The sequence below is a fragment of the Xanthomonas sp. WHRI 10207 genome, assembly GCF_040202975.1.
Classification (GTDB): domain Bacteria; phylum Pseudomonadota; class Gammaproteobacteria; order Xanthomonadales; family Xanthomonadaceae; genus Xanthomonas.
Map to the genome: position 1 here is coordinate 196520 of NZ_JBEGDX010000005.1, position 16845 is coordinate 213364.

The following is a 16845-nucleotide window of genomic DNA, read 5'->3' on the forward strand; positions in this document are numbered from 1 at the left end:
AGGGCATCTGGGTCCAGGCGCTTTCCTTTCAGTTCAGCAGCGCTGCGATCAGGTTGCCCGGATCGGTGTCTGGCTGACGTAGCAAGAGCCGGTGCGGGCGCGAATCAAGCGCGTGGCGAAGGGTGCCCAGGTCCAGGATCGAACGTCGCATGAAAAACACCGAAGGGACGACGGCGCGCTCGGGGTGAAGAGAAGCGATCGCGTCGGCGGAACCGGACAGATAAACGGCGTCGGTCATTGCCTCGGCGACAGGCAGGCAGCCTAGGCTGCGCCGGTAGAATTCCAGCTGCGGCCCCAGCGCTTCGGCAGCAGCGGTCGACAACTCCACGTCCAATTCGGCGTCGGGCTCCTGGATTCGCCAACTCAGCAGCGCCTCCAGAAAGGGCAGTGGCGTGTCCAGCACATGTACGCGCTTGAGCGCACCATACGCGTACAGATCGCAGAGCAAGAAGCGCAGCTCGTCGTCCGGCGTCCGGTCGTCGTCGAAGGCAAGCATCTGGTCCCAATCGCAGCTCCTGGCGATCGCGTCCAACTGGATCGCGACTTGGTGCGAGCGCAGATCGGCGAAGCCGTTGCCGATGAGATGCGGTACGGGACAATCGCGCAGCCTGCGCAGGTCCGACGACGTGACGCCGGCGAGGGGGAAGCGCAACCGGTCCCCATGGTCCTGGTCCACTAGGTCTCTGATGAACTCGGCAACCCCCTGCGTTCGGATTCCCAGCGTGGCGAAGAAGTCCCGCAGATCGGCACCCAGCCGCACATCCGCCAGACCGGGGCGGTGGCACTCAAGGACAATGTCGTCCATGCGCACCACGCTGCGGGCGGCATCAAAGTCCAGCACCCTAATGCCGTCGAGGTCGTCCGGTATCTGGCGCGGGTAGATGATGCCGGACAGCTGCATCGCATTCAGTCGCAGAAATCGTTTGAAGAAGTTGAGCGCGGGGCTCTGCAGAGCCCAGCCGGCGGCGTAGATGCGCATGTCAGTGCTTCCGGAATTCGAAGAACATGGTGTCGCCGACTTCGACATCCCGCGGCTGGTCATTACCCATCTGGTGCGGATAGAACACTGCGGTCTTGCCATCCTTGAATCCGCAACATACGGTCGAGAATGCAGCGACTTCCTCCAGCCCATTCTCGCGAGCGAGCGCACGCACCTCCGCAGGAACGAAGTGGCGGTAGTGCCACTTGTAGCCCGTGTAGGGCATGACGTTTTCGTTGGGACAGGAAATGAAAAGCTGCCCGCCGCGCTTCAATGATTTCGTCAACACCCAGAAAAATGCTTCGTGATTCTTCACGTGTTCCATTGACTCCATACTCATGACGAAATCGAAACATCCATCGGGCAGATCGAAGGGGAACAACTTGGCCGCCCAGATGATGTTCGGCGCGTGGATCTTGCTCCCGGCGAGAGCGATGCTTTCTTCCGATCCGTCGATCGCGAGGATTGATGCCTGTGTTTGGCGCGCCACCAGCGCGGCGCCATAGCCGGAGCCGCAGAAGATGTCTGCGCCGAATAGCTGTCGGTCGCCACCGGCGAGGCGAGAAGCCGCGTAACGGTATCGCCACAAGTGGTCTCCGCCGACAAGGTTCGGGTCGAGGGTGTGGTATCGCTCGCCGCTTTTCAGCGCGTAGTCTTTCATCTTGCCGCCTCCAATGGATTACTGGCCATACACATGGATCGGTGCGTCGTAGCGCGGGTCGAACACGGTCCGGGCCGGGATATCGTGGGCATAGGCTTGCGGCCACCCCAGTTCGCAGCCCCGGCCGACTTTGATGCCGCGCTGGAGCACCGTGCCGGCACGGATGGTGCAATGGCTTTCCACCTCTACATGCGCGCATACCTGTACCCCGCCTTCTATCCAGCACGAGGGTTTGATACGAGTCCCGTGTCCTATCTGCACGCCTGCAAGGACCACGCTGTTGTAGCCGATCTGGCAGCCGTGTCCGATGACCGCATAGGGGCCGATGAAGGCGTTGGCAGCAATCGATGCGTTGCGCGCAACCAGTGCGGTCGGGTGCACGAACGGCTCCAGCCGCAGCCCGCGTTCCATCGCCGCGCGCATCAGCTCCATGCGTCTGAAGTTGCCGAAGCGCTCATCGAACGCCACGAACGCACCAAGGTTGTCGCCATCGATGCGCTGAAGAGGTTCGATGTCGAACGTATGGTCCTCGCGCATGGGGATCTCCAGCCGCTGTAACGACTCGTCCGGCAGCGCCTGCTGCCAGGTGTCAACCACCACGTCCAGGAACGGGCCGGCGCCCACGATCCACCTAGATGCCATGATCGCTCTCCATTAACGTTGCGTACCAGCGTTCGACCAGCCGGTTGGTCGACTCGTAGGCGCCCTGGTATGGCACTGGCGCGTCGGCGTGCAGTGCAGCTTGCACCTGCTCCAAGATTTCCACGTCTTCGCCAACTACCAATTTGCTGCCGTGCATTTGCGCCAGCAGCACCTGGTGCGAGCCCGCATAGGGCTGAGTCTTGCGCGCCGTGAACCAGTAGATCTCCAGGTCGGTGCGGTCCGGCGCCACCGGGGTATGGTTCTCCAGCGTGAATGAGCGGCCGCCGTTGGCGCTGGCAATGTGCATGTTCGGGAACGCCAGCCAGTTGTAGTAGACGTCTTGATCGCCCCAACGCTGCACCTTGTCGTGCCAGCCGACGTGCTTGAGCTCGGGGAGCGGGGCGTCAGCGCCGCCACTACTGAACCGCGCCATCTCGCGGCGGAGGCCGGCTTGGCTGGTGTCGGCCAGCGGCTGCGAAGAGTCCTCCAGCAGCGCACGATCGATGCGCGGAATGAACTTGACCGTGCGCGCCAGGCTCTTTGGGTGAACGAATCGCGGATGGTTTGCGTCGCGCAGGTTTTCGTAGGCCAGCTTCCAGTTATATCGGCCTTGCCAGGTGGTCACCATGACCTCGCTGTCGTAGATACTGGAACTGCTTTCTAGCGAGCGCAGAAATTCCGGCGTGAACTGCGCCTCTAGTGGCATTGGCGTGTCGTCGAGGTTGACGAACAGCAGGTTGCCCACCTCGCGCAAAGCGAACTCGCGCAGCTTCAGACCATGACGTTCCTCATCGCCGAAGCCATAGAGGGCATCGCATTCGGGGATGTTCTCGACCCGGCCGTCGGCGTCGTACTTCCATGCATGGTAAGGGCAGACCAGCGGGCGCTTTCCCACCGCAGCGGTCTGCAGCAGCGCGCTGCGGTGCAGGCAGACGTTCTCGAACGCGCGAAGCCGGCCATGGAAGTTCTGGATCAACACCGGAATGCCGGCGAGTTTGCGTGTGATGAAACAGTTGTTATCAGGCAGCAGCACCTTAAGGCCGGCAAAGAGCCAGACCTTGCGGAAGATCTTGCGCTGTTCACGCTCGAAGATCTCCGTCGACAGGTAGTAGCTGGGGTGCATTCGCGATCGCATCGGCGGGCTTCCTCAGGAATCCTTGTGGTAAATGACTCGGGCAGGGTTGCCGAATACGCTGGCGCCTGCCGGCACGTCCTTCACCACGACCGCACCGGCGCCGACGACGGCGCTGTCGCCGATATGGATGCCAGACAGGATGGTGGCATGTGGGTGCACGATGGCGTGCTTACCGATTCGCGCGCCGCCGCCGACGAAGGTCATCGCCCCGATCTGCGCGTAATCACCGACATGGACGTCGTGCCCGAGCATGGTATTGGCATGCACGTTGGCGAAGTCGCCCAGCCACACGTCGGGGCTGAGCTGTACGCGATGGCTCAGGAAGCAGCCCTGGCCGATGTGCACGCGGGGGCTCAGGAAGGCGCCGGTAATGATCGGAATGAATTGCGCGCCTTGCGCCAGCAATGGCTGCGCGTAGCGCTGGCGCGCATGCGGATCGCCGATCGCGCAGACGAATCGTTCTTCGTCCTGTGGCTGGTACGCTAGCGGGCTGCCGACAATGGCGAGCTCGCAGCTAAGACCGTCCAGCATCTGGGGGCGCGTGTCCAGAAAGCCCACCGGATGCCACTGCGTTCCGCACGCCGGATCGCCCTGCATCTGCGCCAGGACCTCGCGACCCCATCCGCCGGCGCCAACAATCAAAACTGGATGAGTCATAGGATCGCGCCACCGTCCATAACCAGGCTGGTTCCAGTGACCCAGCGGCTGGCGTCGGCTAGCAGGTAGACGGCTGCGTTGGCCACGTCTTGCGGCTCCCCCAGGCCCAGCGGATGCCGCGCCTTCTGCGCCTCAAGCTGGTCGGCGCCCCACATCGGCGTGGCCACGGCCGACGGGGAAATGCCGTTGACCCGGATTCTGCGCTTGGCCTGTTCCAGAGCCAGACACTTGATGATGCCGATAAGGCCAGCCTTCATCGCCGAATACGGCCCCACGCCGCGCGTGCCGAGGTGCGCGGCAGTGGACAGCATAAACACGATCGAGCCCTGCGGGGCGATGGCATTTGCTTGCAGCAGGCGCTGCGTCAGCATCACCGGAGCGAGAAAGTTGACTGTGTACATCTCGGTCATCGCCGCCTCGGTCAATTGCCGGATCGGACAGTGCTTCTGCATGCCAGCGCAGTGCACCACGCCATGTACCGTCGCGCCGGCCGCAACTGCCAGTGTCTCGCGATCGGCGGCGCTGGTCAGGTCGCCAAGCACGCCAACGTGGCCCGTTCCCTGCAACTGCGCCTGGGTGTGTGCGAGGCGGTCTTCGTCGCGGCCAGCGAGAACGATACGGGCGCCTCGCTGTGCGCACGCGATAGCGATCTGCCGACCCAGTCCCGACGACGCTCCCGTCACCAGGATTGTCTTGCCCTCGAGCGAAAACGCTTTGCGTGCGGGCGTGTTCATGCGTAGATATCCATCGGCACGGTGAGGCCGCCGTCCACGACGAAATAGTTACGCGTAATCCAGCGGCTCGCATCGGCCAGCAGGAACGTGGCGGCGTAGGCGACGTCCTCCGGCTCGCCCATGCCAAGTGGTGTCAGTTCGAACAGCCCTTCCATGTTGCCGCCGCTACCCTGCAAGCCATCTAGCAGCGGCGTGCGCACGTAACCCGGGGCGATACAGTTGGCGCGAATGCCGCTTTTGGCAACTTCCTGCGCCAGCGATCTCACCATGCCGAGCAGGGCGCTCTTGCTGGCTGCGTAGGCGCTGCTCGCCATCGGCCCGATGTGCGAAGCGACCGAAGCGACGAACACCAGCGAGCCGTTCGCGGCGATGCGCTTCTTCGCCAGCAAGCCGCGTGTCAGCAGCATCGGTGCAAATGTGTTGCTAGAGAAAATGTCGTCCAAATGCGCCCGATTGACCAGGCGCAGCGGGACTAGTCGGGAAATCCCGGCCGCGTGTGCCATCCCGTCCAAGACGCCGACTTCGGCGACCAAGCGATCGATGTCCTCCTGCCGGTCAAGGTCTGCCGAAATTGCCACGTGCCCGTCGCCCGGCAACACCTCCAGGGTGGACGTTAGTCGCGCAAGGTCGCGTCCGCTGATCGCCAAATGGGCACCCAGTTCGGCGCAGGAAATAGCGATCTGGCGGCCGATACCCGAGGAGGCACCGGTGACGAGGATGCGTTTGCCGGCGAGCGAGAACGGGTCTGGGGCAATACTCACGATTCAATCACATCCGGAAAAACGGCTCCCTCGATGTCGAGCAGGCAAGTGCCCCACGACAGCCCGATGCCGAAGCCGCACAGCAGCACGCGCTTGGGGCCAGCTTCGAGTTCCTTGTTAATGCGCGCGCTCATGGTAACTGGCAGCGACGCGCCGCTGGAGTTGCCGAAATCACGCAACGTGGAGGGCACCTTTTCCACCGGAAGGCCGAGCTTCTTGCGAATGGTCTCGTTGATCATCCGGTTGGCTTGATGGAACACGAAGTAATCGATCTCATCCTTGGAAACGCCGGTGTAGTCGAGCAGCTTCTGTACCGCCGGTGGAATACGTTGAGTGGAGAAGCTCAACACCGCCACGCCATCCAGGATCAGGTCGGTTGCGCGGCGCCAGGGGCCATCGGGTTCTTCGCGGAACGGAATCAGATGCTGCATGGCAACCGGTTCGCGTTGACCGCCCACCGGCAGGATGATCGCCTTATAGCCGCTGCCGTCGCTGTTGAGGTCGAAATACATCGGCGGCGCATCGGCACTGAACTCCAGCGCGGTGGCGGTGCCGGAGTCGGAGAAGATCGGGTCTTCCAGGTTCGCGCTACGGTCGCCCACCAGCAGCAGGCCCTTTTTGACGCCGCCGGCAGCGATCATCGAGCCGAGCAGGTTGATACCGAACGGGTAGGCCGAGCAGCCCAGGTTGACGTCGAACGCCACCGTGGCATGCGATAGGCCGAGCCGGTCCTGCAGGATGATGGCGGTGGCCGGAATCGGATAGTCCGGCGATTGCGTCACCACGATCAGTGCGTCGATCTCTTCGCGCTTCCACTGCAGCTTGTCCAGCAGCACTTCCGTCGCATCGAAGGCCAGGTCCGAAAAGCACTGCCACTCCGAGGCCATACGGCGCGTCTCGATGCCGATGTTGCGCACCAGGCGCTCGCGTTCGGAGCGGATTTGCGGCCGGCAGTCGGTGAGATTGGACACGACCCGCTTGGGCACGCAGGTCGCCATGCCGGCAAAGCGGACGTTGTGCAGCGTGGAGGTCGGCATGGTGCTTACGCCTCGGTGAGTTTGTAGAGATCGCCCACGGTGACGGCGGTGGTGAGATGTTCGCCGGTGATGGTCTTGCCGTACTCCATGTCGAACATGACGATCACGCCCAGCGCGGCCAGCGAATCCCACTCCGGCAATTCCAGCAGCACGGTCTCCAGCGTGACCTCCACCGGTTCCTGGAAGTCGGTGGCGGAGAGGAAGTTCTCGATAAATGTTGCCTGGGTCATGCGATCTCGCCTGGTTGCCTGTTGAAGAGATGGAAGTCTGAAATGCAGGTGCAGCGTGTTGCGATCATGTTGCCTGTGCGCCGGCGATCAGGTCGGCGATGGTGTCGACCTGGTCGCTGTGCAAGCCGGGAAAGATCGGCAGGCACAACACCTGCGCGGCCACCGAGCGCGCCACCGGCAACCACGCCGGTGCCGATGAGGGCAGGGCGCGATACATCGGGAAGTCGCTGATCAACGGATAGAAGTAACGCCGTACCAGGATGCCGTGTTCGCGCATCAACTGATACAACGCATCGCGCGACAGCGGGTAGTCGTCCTGCACCAGGATCGGAAAATACGCGTGATTGGCGCTGGAATGCTGCGGCGATGCCACGCAGCGGATGCCGCGCACTGCGCTCAGCCGCTGCCGGTACTGCGCGTCGATGGCGCCGCGTTGCGCAATGGCCTCGTCGATGTGCTTGAGTTGCAGCAGGCCGAACGCGGCGCTGATCTCATTCATCTTGCCGTTGATGCCCGGTGCGACCACCGTGGTTTCGTCGACGAAGCCGAAATTTTTCAGATGCCCGATGCGTTGATAGGTTCTCTCATCAGGACACACGATGGCGCCGCCTTCGAAAGTGTTGAACACCTTGGTGGCATGAAAGCTCAACACGCTCAGGTCGCCGTGACGCAGGATCGAGCCGCCGTCATCGCGCACGCCGAACGCATGTGCCGCGTCGTAGATCACCTTGAGGTTGTAGATGTCGGCGATGCGCGTGATCGCGGTGGTGTCGCACGCGGTGCCATAGCAGTGCACCGGCATGATCGCTGTGGTCTGCGGGGTGATGGCCGCTTCGATCTTGGACGGGTCCATGTTGAGCGTCACCGGGTCGATATCCACGAACACCGGGGTGATGCTCTTCCACAGCAACGAGTGCGCCGTGGCCACGAAGGAGTAGGGCGTGGTGATGACTTCGCCGGTGATGCGCAGCGCCTGCAGGGCGGTGATCAACGCGGTGGTGCCGTTGGTCAACAGGGCCAGATGCGGCACGCCCAGGTAGTCGCACAGCGCCTGCTCGAGCGCACGGTGCATCTCGCCGCCGTTGCTGAGGATGCGACTGGTCCAGATCCGTTCCAGATACGGCAGAAAGTCTTCCAGCGGCGGCAGCAGCGGACTGGTGACGGGGATGGGCATCAATGCCTCGCTGGGACGGGTGAATGTCGGGATTCCGCCGCAACCAGTGGCTGCGGACGGAGTGATCCTGTTGAAGCAAGCGCTATGCCAGCGGGCGCTGGCGGAGCAGCGGCCCGCTCAGTTCGCCAGCTCGGTCTGCTCGCGGTCGATGCCGTACTTGCGCAGCTTCTCCACCAGCGTGGTACGGCGCAGGCCGAGCAGCTGGGCCGCATGCGCAACCACGCCCTGGGTGCGTTCCAGGGCCTCGTTGATCAAGGCCAACTCGATGGTGGCCATGTGGCCACGCAGGTCGATGCCGTCGTCGGGCAGGCTGGCGGCAGCGGCCGGTTCGGCATCGGCCGTCTTGGGCTGCAGCGTCACCACGTTGCTCGGCAGTGCGCCAGCGTCGGTGGGCGCCGCCACAAAGGCTGGTTCCGGCGGCAGCTCGACCGGAATGGACGATGCAAAATCGCCGCGGTAGCGCGCCGGCAGGTCCTGCACGCGCACCAGCCCACCGGGATGCAGCACCGCCAGGCGCTCCACCAGGTTGGTCAGTTCGCGCACATTGCCCGGCCAGTCGTAGCTGCGCAGCGCCTGCAAGGCTTCATCGGCAAAGCGCACTTCGCCGCGCCCGGTGCGCGCCAGCTGGCCGGCAATCGTCTGCACCAGGATGGCCAGATCGTCGACGCGCTCGCGCAACGCCGGCATTTCGATCGGGAACACGTTGAGGCGATAGAACAGATCCTCACGGAACTGCCCGTCGCTGATGCGCGTTTCCAGGTTGCGGTGGGTGGCAGCGATCACGCGCACGTTGCAGCGGATGGTCTGGCCACCGCCAACGCGCTCGAAACTGCGCTCCTGCAGCACGCGCAATAACTTCACCTGCATCGGCAAGCTCATGTCGCCGATTTCGTCCAGCAGCAACGTGCCGCCTTCGGCCATTTCGAAGCGGCCCTTGCGTGTGGTCAGCGCGCCGGTGAAGGCGCCTTTTTCGTGACCGAAGAGTTCGCTTTCGAGCAGATCCGGCGGGATCGCGCCGCAATTGATTGCGACAAACGGCCCGTCGCGGCGCGGCGAATGTTGATGGATGGCGCGCGCGACTACTTCCTTGCCGGTACCGGATTCGCCCAACACCAGCACGGTGGTGTCGAACGCGGCCACCTGGTCGATCAAGCGACGCAGGCGGGTCACCGCCTCGCTGTTGCCGGTTGGACCGGTGTCCTGCTGCACGCCGGCCTGATGCTCGGCATCCAGACGCTTGAGGCTCGCGCGGCGTAGCAAGGCTTCCAGCTGTGCATGGCGCAGGGGGGTGTCCAATGCCCAGACATTGGCTTCGTGCAGGCCGTGCGTCTGCGCAAACGTGATCGGGCTGCCTTCCATCAACAGCACCGGCGGCGGCAGCTTGGCATCGGCCAGCCAGTCGAAGAATTTGTCGGCCTGCGCGGCGTCCTGCGCCGAGCCCACCATCACCGCCATCCACTCATCGTGGCGGTGACGGCCAGGATTGATGTCGGCGCCGTCGGTGACCCAGCGGGGATTGAAGTCCATGAACTCGAGCAGCGACACGGTGCGCTCGGCGCGCACGGCGTCACTGTCGATCAACAGAATGCGGGACTCACTCATTCCTGGCTCCTTCCGTCAGGCCCTCCAGGATTGGCATGACTTCCTGGATATAGGACAGCTTGCTGACAAAATTGTCAGCACCCGCGCGAAGAGCGTGTTCACGATGCTCGGCATCGTCGAAGTGGCTCGCGATGACAATATACGGCGGATCGTCCTGCGTCTTGATCAGACGCGTTGCCTGCAGTCCGCCCATCTCGGGCATGGCCAGATCCATCAGCACGACATTGGGGCGCAGCGACTCAGAGCGCTCGATCGCTTCCAGTCCATTGGCGGCACTGCCCACGATGTTGAGCCACTCCACTTTGCGAAAATGACGCATCGCAGCGTTGATGAAGCCCTCGTGGTCGTCGACCAGCAGCACGGTGAGTTTGCTCATAGTAGTCCTTATCCCGCTCGCGCAAGCAGCGGTTTGTTATTACGGCGGCGCTCGCGGGCCGGGGCGATCTCGAGTTGTTCGCGGTACTTGGCCACGGTCCTTCGCGCAATATTAACGCCCTGGCGTGACAACAGGCCGGCGATGGCTTCGTCGGCCAGCGGGCGACCCACCGGCTCGCTCTCGATCAAACGACGCACCATGGCCTTGACCGCCTGACCGGAGACGCTGGCGCCTTCCAACCGCACGGCGAAGAAATGTTTGAGTTCAAAGGTGCCACGCGGGGTTTGCAGGTATTTGCCGGTGGTAATGCGCGAAATCGTCGATTCGTGCATGCCGATTTCGTCGGCGATTTCCTTCAATGTCAGCGGTGCCATCGCTTCTTCGCCGCGCGCCAGGAAGGCGGCCTGGCGTTCGACGATCGCACGCGTGGCGCGCAGCAGGGTTTCGTAGCGCATCGACAGCCCGCGGGTCAGCCAACGCGCTTCCTGCAGCATGTCGCGCAGCGGCTGCGCGGCATCGCCGGCCTCGGCCAATGCGCGTTCGTGTACCGGGTTGATGCTGACGCGGTGCGTGGTGGCCGGATTCAACGCCACGCGCCAGCTGCCATCGGCATGCCAGGCGAGCACATCCGGAATCACGCTGGCGTTGCTTTCCTGCAGCAGGTCGTCGCCCGGTCGCGGCTGCAGCGACAGGATCAGCCGCACCGCTTCGCGCGCATCGTCCACTTCGGCATCGTGCGCACGCGCCAGCAGCGCGTAGTCGTGGCTGGCCAGCAGATCCAGATCGCCGGACAGGATGCGCGCAGCCAGATGACGAGCCGGGACGCGGCCGGGCAGGGCGTTCAACTGGGCTTGCAGGCACTCGCGCAGGTCGCAGGCGGCCAGGCCGGCGGGGTCGCCGTGCAGCAGGCGCTGACGGATCGCTTCCACTGCCTCTACGGTCATACCCAGGCGGGTGGCGCCAAGCTGCTGCAGCGTCGAGAGCGCCTCGGTCAGATACCCCGCGTCATCTGTCTGCTCCAACCAGAACGCGGCGGCCCCCAAAGCGGCCTCGTCCAGGTCCAGCGCCAGTTCGCGCAGGATGCGCACATGCGGATCGGTGGACTCGCCGGCGGCCACGCGCTGCATGCGGTCGTCGTCGCCATCGTTCCAACTGCTGCTCTGCACGTCCCACATCGTGCTTTCCGGCAGCTCATCGAACGCAGCGATATCGCCGGCGCCATCGTCGTTGGTGGTGTCCTCATCCCCGTTATCGGCCAGCTCTTCCAACTCCAGCAACGGATTGGTTTCCAGGGCACGACGGATTTCCAGTTCCAACTGCATGCCGTCCAATTGCAACAGACGGATCGACTGCAACAACTGCGGGGTGAGGTGCAGTTGCTGGCCAAGCTGGGCGGAAATGGTCGTCTTCATGGAAGCGCTTCCGAAGGGCGCTGCATGCAGCAGCGATGGAACGCATCTTGCAGGACAAAGCGACGGGTTTCTAATCAGGGAGTCAGGTGAGGTGACTCATGATTTTCCTGACAGTCTGTCAGGAACTCCCTGACATGAAGGGCGAGCTCAAGCGTGCCCGCCGGAATTCCGTCACTGTTTTCGTCGCGGCGGCCCTGTGCGGGCCGCGCCGGGTATTTCGAATGACCGATACGGCGATTGCGGCTGCAATCGCTCAGACCAGTTCGTTGTGATGCTTGGCGGCGAGCAAGACCAGATCGTTGGCGCGACGACAACCCAGCGATTCCATCATGCGCGCGCGATGGGTTTCGACGGTCTTGACGCTGATGCCAAGGTCGGCGGCAATTTCCTTGTTGCTCTGTCCGCGGCCGATCTCGCGCAGAATTTCGCGCTGACGCGGGGACAGGGCGGCGATGCCGACCGGTTTTTCGCGGCCCAGCATCGGCGCGATCATCTTGGACGAGATCTGCGGGCTCAAGAACACCTGGCCGGCAGCAGCGGCACGCAGCGCCAGTTCCAGCTCCAGCGGTGCGGCGTCCTTGACCACGAAACCGACCGCGCCGCGATCGAGCGCATCGCGCACGTGCACCGGGTCGTCGTGCATCGACATCATCACCACATGCGTGCGCGGCGCAGCGCGCAGCACGTCGGTCATGGCATCAAGACCGCTACGGCCGGGCAGGGACAGGTCCATCAGCACCAGATCCGGGCGATGCAGGGATGTCATATCCAGGGCTTGTTGCGCGTTGCTGGCCTCAGCGACGACATCGATGCCGGCGAAGGTTTGCAGCAGCCTGGACAGGCCTGCACGGACAAGGGTGTGATCGTCGACGATGATGACTCGCACGGCGCAGATGAGACCTTTTTTCGGTATGGGGCACCTTAGCCGACCCGGCGTCTGGCGCCAACTAGCGGGATCAGCGCTGGCGGCGGGCGTCGGCGATCTGACGGCGATGTAAACGAAACAAATGACGTTCCAGGGCGTCCTGCAAACCCGGCGACAGGGGCGCGAACCGCAGCCACAGCCACTGATCGTGACCATCGCTGGCGCTTGCCAGCACCTCGGCAGGAAGCTGTACCAATTCAGGAAGCCAGTCGGATGGCTGCAGGCAGACACTGCCCGTGGTGCCCGGTACGTGGCTGGTTGCGCAATTCAAGCGGATGCCGCGGACCGACCAATGCACCACATCCTGGATCAGGCCACTGTCGCCCTGGCGGACCAGGCGGCCGATCAGTGCCAGCATCAGATCGAGCTTGGCATCCATGCGTTGCACCAGCAGCGGCAGTTCGCCACGGTCTTCGCTGGTTTCTTCGCTACGCAGGTCTTCGACCTGGCCGAGGCTGCGCAGCAGGGTTTCGGCGGCGCTGTGCGAGCCGGCGTCGGCACCGGCGTGGAAACCGGCCGGCAGACGCAATTCGCAACTGAGCGTGTCGGCAAACAGCTCGGCATCGGCGGATGGCGCGAGTGTGCCGAGCGCGGTCATCAGATCCGGCCGACCCGGGCGTAGGCGAGGCTGGCCGACGACGAGGTGCGCTGCGCGCGGATCAGGTCCAGCAGCTTGCGGCGACGGTCGAGCATCATCCGCATCAAGTCCTGCTGCATCGTCTGCAAGGTCTGCAGCGCGTCGCGGTCCTGGCTTAGATCCACGTGCTGCGCATACTCGCGCAGGTGCAGGTCATGGCTGTCGAGCAGGAACGGCATCGCCTCGAAGTCCTCTTGCGCCATGGCGAGGCGGAGATCGGCGATTTCGGCTTGAAGGCTTTGCGCGTTATGCATGGCTGGACTCAGGAAACCGCAGCGAGGCCGCGTTGTTCGAGGGGGATGGAGTTCCACGCCGAGTCGATTTCGCTGAGCAACTCCAGCGCTTCGGTCAACGCAGTCTCGTCGTTGTGCAGGTTGGCTGCGGTCAGACGCTGCATGACGTAGTCGTACAGGGCCGACAGGTTACCAGCGATCTCGCCACCGGCTTCGTGATCGAGCGAGCCGTTCAAATGACCGACGATCGCACAGGCTTCGCCAATGGCCTTGCCCTTGCGCGCCTGGTCGCCCTGCGCCAGGCAGGCCTGAGCCAGACGGATGCGCTGGCAGGCGCCAGCGAACAGCAGCGACACCAGCTTGTGCGGGTCGGCTTCGGTCACGCTGGTGGACACGCCGACCTTGCGGTATTGCTCGGCATATTGACGATTGGAACCGTACATGGATGACTCCTCAATGGGCTGACCTTCGCTGGTCCCGGAGCGCTGTGCTCCTGCGACGACGCTCCTGCCAGAAGGCAAGGCCGAAATCACGATAGGCCCTTCTTGTATCGGCAAGACCCTTGCGGGACTTGAGGATCGGCATCACGGAAATCAGCTGTTCAACAGACTGCTGAGCGAACTGGCGCTGCTCTGCAGCTTGCTGATCATGGTTTCCATCGCGGTGAACTGCGCGGTGTAACGATCGGTCAGCTTGGTCATGCGTGCGTCCAGATCGTCCAGGTCGGCCTCATAGCCCTTGATGGTCTTGTTCAAGCTGTCCGAGCGCAGGGTCAGGGTGCCGTTGTTGGCGTTGACGTTGCTGTCCAGCAGCTTGGTCATGCCGGAGCCGAACTTGCTGTCCTTGCCGAGCACCTCGGCGGCAGCGCCGCCGTCGGAGGCGATGGCGGTGTCGAACTTGGCACCGTCGAAGCTCATCACCCCATCCTTGTCGATCGTCAGGCCCAGCGACTTGAGCTCGTTGACGTTGCCGCTGACCTGGCCGCGCAACTGCTGCTGCAGGCCACGCACAAGTGAGTCGCCGGTCAGTGCCGAGGCGGTCTTGGTGGTGGCGTCGTAGGCGCTGCTCTTGGCCAGCAAGGTGTTGGCAGTGTTGTAGGCGGCGGCGTACGCAGTCAGATTGGCCTTGAGGCCGCTGGTGTCGGGGGCGACGCCCAGGTTGAACTTGGTGCCTTCGGCGGCCTTGGTCAGGTTGAGCACCACGCCTGGCACGATGTCGCTGATGGTGTTGGAGCTGGAGGTGCGCTCGAAGCCGTCCACGCGCACCAGCGCGTCGGCGGCGGCCACCTGCTGTGTCAGGCCGCCGGTGACACCGGCGCCGAAGGTGAGGCTGTTCAAGCTCGGGTCGCTGGCACTGACGGTCAGCGCCCCCTTGGTGCCGGAGTCGACCGCGTTGAAGACCAGGTGCTGGCCATCGTTGGCGGTCACCACGCTGGCGGTGACGCCCTTGCCGCCGGCGGCCTTGTTGATGGCTGCAGCGATGTCGGTGAGCTTGTCGGTGCCGCTGATGTCGACGGTAACGCTCTGGTCGCCGTAGCCGATCGTCAGCGTGCCGCTGCCGACCGTGGCATCGGCGGTGAATGCGCCGGAGGCCAGTTTCTGCGACGCGGCCAGCGAGACCACTTCCACCGAATAGTTACCGGGCGCGGCCGAGCTGGTGGTGGTGGCGGTGAAGCCGGCATCGGTCGGGACCGTCGCCTTGTAGGCGTTGGTATCGGCACTGCTGACAACCTTGTCCAGCGCAGACTTGAGCGTGGTCATGCTGCTCTTGATCTGACTGATGGCCGACAGCTGCGTGGTCGCTGCGGTGCCGGCCTTGTTGATGCGCGCCTGCTCCGGATCCTTCTGACGGGATACCAGGGTGGACACCACGGTGGGGATATCCAGCCCGGAGCCGGACGTACTGATCACCGATGCCATGTTGCATTCCTCGTCTGGGCATCCGGACAGCGGATGCATGGGATTACGAGACGGGTATCGGCCGCATCCGGGAGGACTTTAGCGGCGCCGACGCGTCTTGTTGACCACCAAGCGGATGCAACTTCCGTGCCGGCTGCGCCAAACGACCGGCGTCAAAAAACCCGCACCCACAAAAAAGCCCCTCCGAAGAGGGGCTTTTGATTTGCTGCGAAGCGCTTCTGAACGACTGCGGCAAGTTACTGCAGCAGGCTCAGCACGTTCTGCGGAACCGACTTGGCCTGGGCCAGCATCGCGGTACCGGCCTGCTGCAGGATCTGCGTGCGGGTCAGCTCGGCGGTTTCCTTGGCGTAGTCGGTGTCGCGGATACGGCTACGCGAGGCCGACAGATTTTCCGAGGTGGCGCTCAGGTTGGCGATGGTGGAGGTGAAGCGGTTCTGCACCGCACCCATGTCGGCGCGCGAGGAGTTGACCGCGGTCAGCGCCTTGTCGACGATTTCCAGGGCCTTCTGCGAGCCGGAGAACGTGGAGATATCCAGGCTGCTCAGGGTCGAAGCGGTGGTGCCGGAAGCGGCCGAGGCGGTGGTGATGCCGGAGCCGACGGTGATGCCGGTGGCGCTGGAGGTGCCAGCGGACAGCGAGGTGAAGTCCTGGCCGGCCTTCAGCGATTCGATCTGCACCGAGCCGTCGCTCTTGATCGAGGCGTACATGCCGGTCTGGTCCAGCTTGTCGTTGATGGCCGCAGCGACCTTCTTGTTCACATCGGCAGCGGTGTCGCCCGAAGCGACTTTGACGTCGGCGATGGTGACGCTCTTGGCCGAACCGCTGGCGTCATTGAACGACAGGCTGATGCCGCTGACCGAACCAGAAGCGGTGGCGGTACCGGTCACGCCGGCGGCGGAGACGGCGGCAGCGAAGTTGGCCTTGCCCAGCGAATCGACGTTGGCATCGACGATGCTGTTGATGCCGATGGTCTGGCCAGCGTCGGCGCCGACCTGGAACAGCGCGCCGGAGAAGTCGCCGTTCAACAGCTTGGTGCCGTTGAAGTTGGTCTGGTTGGCAACGCGGTCGATTTCAGCGGTGAGCTGCTTGACTTCGGAGTTCAGCGCGTCACGGTCGGTGGCCGAGTTGGTGGCGTTGGACGACTGCACCGACAGCTCGCGGATACGCTGCAAGTTGCTGCCGATTTCGACCATCGCGCCTTCAGCGGTCTGGGCCAGCGAGATACCGTCGTTGGCGTTGCGCGAGGCAACGTCCAGGCCGCGGATCTGCGTGGTGAAACGCTCGGAGATCGCCAGACCGGCGGCGTCGTCCTTGGCGCTGTTGATGCGCAGGCCCGACGACAGACGCTGGATGCTCGTCGACATGCTGGCGCTGCTGGTGGTGAGGTTACGCTGAGCGTTCAGCGACATTACGTTGGTGTTGATTACCTGTGCCATTTTGATTTCTCCTAAGCGATTTTTCCGGCAAGGGGGACTTGCCCGGAGCCTCCGCAGGGGGGCCATCAAGTTGGCCGTTGCCGCTGCTGAGATGAATAACGGCGTTGCGTCGGGAACCTTTAGCGAAATTCAGTATTTTTTTACTGTTTTTCTGCTGCGGGACGAAATGCGTAAGCGTTGTGTATCAAGGGGTTTGGTTTATTCGGCAGCACCCCTTAAATCTTTAGCGTTGGTATAACCGTTCGAAAAATAAACTCCGTCCGCCTGCGCAAGTGCTCACGCGCAGGAGCGAAGA

The 16845-nt window shown here is 63.5% G+C and carries 20 protein-coding genes; 1 reads left to right on the forward strand and 19 read right to left on the reverse strand.

The genetic code is table 11. The features are described 5' to 3' along the window. Positions 1-28: 28 nt before the first annotated feature. The 13 genes from ABQU90_RS16950 to rpoN all read right to left on the reverse strand — a co-directional run bounded on the left by ABQU90_RS16950 (position 29) and on the right by rpoN (position 11400). Positions 29-979 (reverse strand): hypothetical protein, encoded by a 951-nt coding sequence (locus tag ABQU90_RS16950; protein WP_323522985.1) that lies wholly within the window; start codon positions 977-979, stop codon positions 29-31. 1 nt (position 980) lies between these two features. Then, a complete protein-coding gene (locus ABQU90_RS16955) occupies positions 981-1640 on the reverse strand; it encodes a class I SAM-dependent methyltransferase (protein WP_055854496.1) in 660 nt (219 codons plus the stop codon). An 18-nt stretch (positions 1641-1658) separates the two neighbouring features. Beyond that, positions 1659-2282 (reverse strand): LbetaH domain-containing protein, encoded by a 624-nt coding sequence (locus ABQU90_RS16960; protein ID WP_323522984.1) that lies wholly within the window; start codon positions 2280-2282, stop codon positions 1659-1661. Beyond that, positions 2272-3417 (reverse strand): aromatic ring-hydroxylating oxygenase subunit alpha, encoded by a 1146-nt coding sequence (locus ABQU90_RS16965; protein WP_323522983.1) that lies wholly within the window; start codon positions 3415-3417, stop codon positions 2272-2274. Before ABQU90_RS16965 ends, ABQU90_RS16960 begins: the two co-directional genes overlap by 11 nt. A 12-nt stretch (positions 3418-3429) precedes the next feature. After that, positions 3430-4074: a NeuD/PglB/VioB family sugar acetyltransferase gene (locus tag ABQU90_RS16970; RefSeq protein WP_323522982.1), complete on the reverse strand. Its 645-nt coding sequence runs from the start codon at positions 4072-4074 to the stop codon at positions 3430-3432. Next, positions 4071-4808 carry an SDR family NAD(P)-dependent oxidoreductase gene (locus tag ABQU90_RS16975; protein ID WP_323522981.1) on the reverse strand — a complete coding sequence of 246 codons (738 nt, stop codon included), beginning with the start codon at positions 4806-4808 and terminating at the stop codon, positions 4071-4073. Before ABQU90_RS16975 ends, ABQU90_RS16970 begins: the two co-directional genes overlap by 4 nt. Further along, on the reverse strand, positions 4805-5569 hold the full coding sequence (locus ABQU90_RS16980; RefSeq protein ID WP_323522980.1) for an SDR family NAD(P)-dependent oxidoreductase: 765 nt from the start codon (positions 5567-5569) through the stop codon (positions 4805-4807). The genes ABQU90_RS16975 and ABQU90_RS16980 overlap by 4 nt, the downstream gene beginning before the upstream one ends. Continuing rightward, the gene (locus ABQU90_RS16985) at positions 5566-6606 is read right to left on the reverse strand and encodes a ketoacyl-ACP synthase III (protein WP_316692455.1); all 1041 of its coding nucleotides are present in this window, start codon (positions 6604-6606) and stop codon (positions 5566-5568) included. Before ABQU90_RS16985 ends, ABQU90_RS16980 begins: the two co-directional genes overlap by 4 nt. 5 nt (positions 6607-6611) lie before the next feature. Beyond that, complete coding sequence (locus ABQU90_RS16990) at positions 6612-6836, reverse strand: acyl carrier protein (protein ID WP_055854478.1); 225 nt, start codon at positions 6834-6836, stop codon at positions 6612-6614. A gap of 64 nt (positions 6837-6900) precedes the next feature. After that, entirely contained in the window at positions 6901-8010 is a 1110-nt protein-coding gene (locus tag ABQU90_RS16995) for a DegT/DnrJ/EryC1/StrS family aminotransferase (protein WP_115561984.1), read from the reverse strand. Positions 8011-8127: 117 nt separating this feature from the next. Then, positions 8128-9612 carry a sigma-54 dependent transcriptional regulator gene (locus ABQU90_RS17000; RefSeq protein WP_055854474.1) on the reverse strand — a complete coding sequence of 495 codons (1485 nt, stop codon included), beginning with the start codon at positions 9610-9612 and terminating at the stop codon, positions 8128-8130. Then, entirely contained in the window at positions 9605-9988 is a 384-nt protein-coding gene (locus ABQU90_RS17005) for a response regulator (RefSeq protein ID WP_005997154.1), read from the reverse strand. The genes ABQU90_RS17000 and ABQU90_RS17005 overlap by 8 nt, the downstream gene beginning before the upstream one ends. Before the next feature lie 8 nt (positions 9989-9996). Continuing rightward, positions 9997-11400, reverse strand: a complete 1404-nt coding sequence (rpoN, locus tag ABQU90_RS17010; RefSeq protein ID WP_323522979.1) for an RNA polymerase factor sigma-54 — start codon at positions 11398-11400, stop codon at positions 9997-9999. Between the two features lie 98 nt (positions 11401-11498). Between rpoN and ABQU90_RS17015 the strand changes: the two genes are divergently transcribed. Continuing rightward, entirely contained in the window at positions 11499-11672 is a 174-nt protein-coding gene (locus ABQU90_RS17015; RefSeq protein WP_161961611.1) for a hypothetical protein, read from the forward strand. Here the strand turns inward: ABQU90_RS17015 and ABQU90_RS17020 are convergent. The 6 genes from ABQU90_RS17020 to ABQU90_RS17045 form a co-directional block, all read right to left on the reverse strand. After that, positions 11654-12286 carry a response regulator transcription factor gene (locus tag ABQU90_RS17020; RefSeq protein ID WP_055854470.1) on the reverse strand — a complete coding sequence of 211 codons (633 nt, stop codon included), beginning with the start codon at positions 12284-12286 and terminating at the stop codon, positions 11654-11656. The two genes, ABQU90_RS17015 and ABQU90_RS17020, sit on opposite strands and share 19 nt — an antisense overlap. Positions 12287-12356: 70 nt before the next feature. Further along, positions 12357-12923 (reverse strand): PilZ domain-containing protein, encoded by a 567-nt coding sequence (locus ABQU90_RS17025; protein WP_323522977.1) that lies wholly within the window; start codon positions 12921-12923, stop codon positions 12357-12359. Continuing rightward, positions 12923-13216 carry a hypothetical protein gene (locus tag ABQU90_RS17030; protein ID WP_055854464.1) on the reverse strand — a complete coding sequence of 98 codons (294 nt, stop codon included), beginning with the start codon at positions 13214-13216 and terminating at the stop codon, positions 12923-12925. The genes ABQU90_RS17025 and ABQU90_RS17030 overlap by 1 nt, the downstream gene beginning before the upstream one ends. An 8-nt stretch (positions 13217-13224) precedes the next feature. Then, positions 13225-13638 carry a flagellar export chaperone FliS gene (gene fliS, locus ABQU90_RS17035; RefSeq protein ID WP_055854461.1) on the reverse strand — a complete coding sequence of 138 codons (414 nt, stop codon included), beginning with the start codon at positions 13636-13638 and terminating at the stop codon, positions 13225-13227. Positions 13639-13788: 150 nt separating this feature from the next. Continuing rightward, positions 13789-15114: a flagellar filament capping protein FliD gene (fliD, locus tag ABQU90_RS17040; protein ID WP_323522976.1), complete on the reverse strand. Its 1326-nt coding sequence runs from the start codon at positions 15112-15114 to the stop codon at positions 13789-13791. Positions 15115-15350: 236 nt separating this feature from the next. Continuing rightward, positions 15351-16550, reverse strand: a complete 1200-nt coding sequence (locus tag ABQU90_RS17045) for a flagellin (protein WP_055854457.1) — start codon at positions 16548-16550, stop codon at positions 15351-15353. Between the last annotated feature and the right edge of the window lie 295 nt (positions 16551-16845).

Coding starts and splice junctions, on each gene's coding strand:
- ABQU90_RS17025 (WP_323522977.1), bottom strand. CDS start 12,923: ATGACCGCGCTCGGCACACTCGCGCCATCCGCCGATGCCGAGCTGTTT.
- fliS (WP_055854461.1), bottom strand. CDS start 13,638: ATGTACGGTTCCAATCGTCAATATGCCGAGCAATACCGCAAGGTCGGC.
- ABQU90_RS17005 (WP_005997154.1), bottom strand. CDS start 9,988: ATGAGCAAACTCACCGTGCTGCTGGTCGACGACCACGAGGGCTTCATC.
- ABQU90_RS16960 (WP_323522984.1), bottom strand. CDS start 2,282: ATGGCATCTAGGTGGATCGTGGGCGCCGGCCCGTTCCTGGACGTGGTG.
- ABQU90_RS16985 (WP_316692455.1), bottom strand. CDS start 6,606: ATGCCGACCTCCACGCTGCACAACGTCCGCTTTGCCGGCATGGCGACC.
- ABQU90_RS16955 (WP_055854496.1), bottom strand. CDS start 1,640: ATGAAAGACTACGCGCTGAAAAGCGGCGAGCGATACCACACCCTCGAC.
- ABQU90_RS17030 (WP_055854464.1), bottom strand. CDS start 13,216: ATGCATAACGCGCAAAGCCTTCAAGCCGAAATCGCCGATCTCCGCCTC.
- ABQU90_RS17000 (WP_055854474.1), bottom strand. CDS start 9,612: ATGAGTGAGTCCCGCATTCTGTTGATCGACAGTGACGCCGTGCGCGCC.
- ABQU90_RS17045 (WP_055854457.1), bottom strand. CDS start 16,550: ATGGCACAGGTAATCAACACCAACGTAATGTCGCTGAACGCTCAGCGT.
- ABQU90_RS16970 (WP_323522982.1), bottom strand. CDS start 4,074: ATGACTCATCCAGTTTTGATTGTTGGCGCCGGCGGATGGGGTCGCGAG.
- ABQU90_RS16990 (WP_055854478.1), bottom strand. CDS start 6,836: ATGACCCAGGCAACATTTATCGAGAACTTCCTCTCCGCCACCGACTTC.
- rpoN (WP_323522979.1), bottom strand. CDS start 11,400: ATGAAGACGACCATTTCCGCCCAGCTTGGCCAGCAACTGCACCTCACC.
- ABQU90_RS17015 (WP_161961611.1), top strand. CDS start 11,499: ATGATTTTCCTGACAGTCTGTCAGGAACTCCCTGACATGAAGGGCGAG.
- ABQU90_RS16995 (WP_115561984.1), bottom strand. CDS start 8,010: ATGCCCATCCCCGTCACCAGTCCGCTGCTGCCGCCGCTGGAAGACTTT.
- fliD (WP_323522976.1), bottom strand. CDS start 15,114: ATGGCATCGGTGATCAGTACGTCCGGCTCCGGGCTGGATATCCCCACC.
- ABQU90_RS16965 (WP_323522983.1), bottom strand. CDS start 3,417: ATGCGATCGCGAATGCACCCCAGCTACTACCTGTCGACGGAGATCTTC.
- ABQU90_RS16950 (WP_323522985.1), bottom strand. CDS start 979: ATGCGCATCTACGCCGCCGGCTGGGCTCTGCAGAGCCCCGCGCTCAAC.
- ABQU90_RS16975 (WP_323522981.1), bottom strand. CDS start 4,808: ATGAACACGCCCGCACGCAAAGCGTTTTCGCTCGAGGGCAAGACAATC.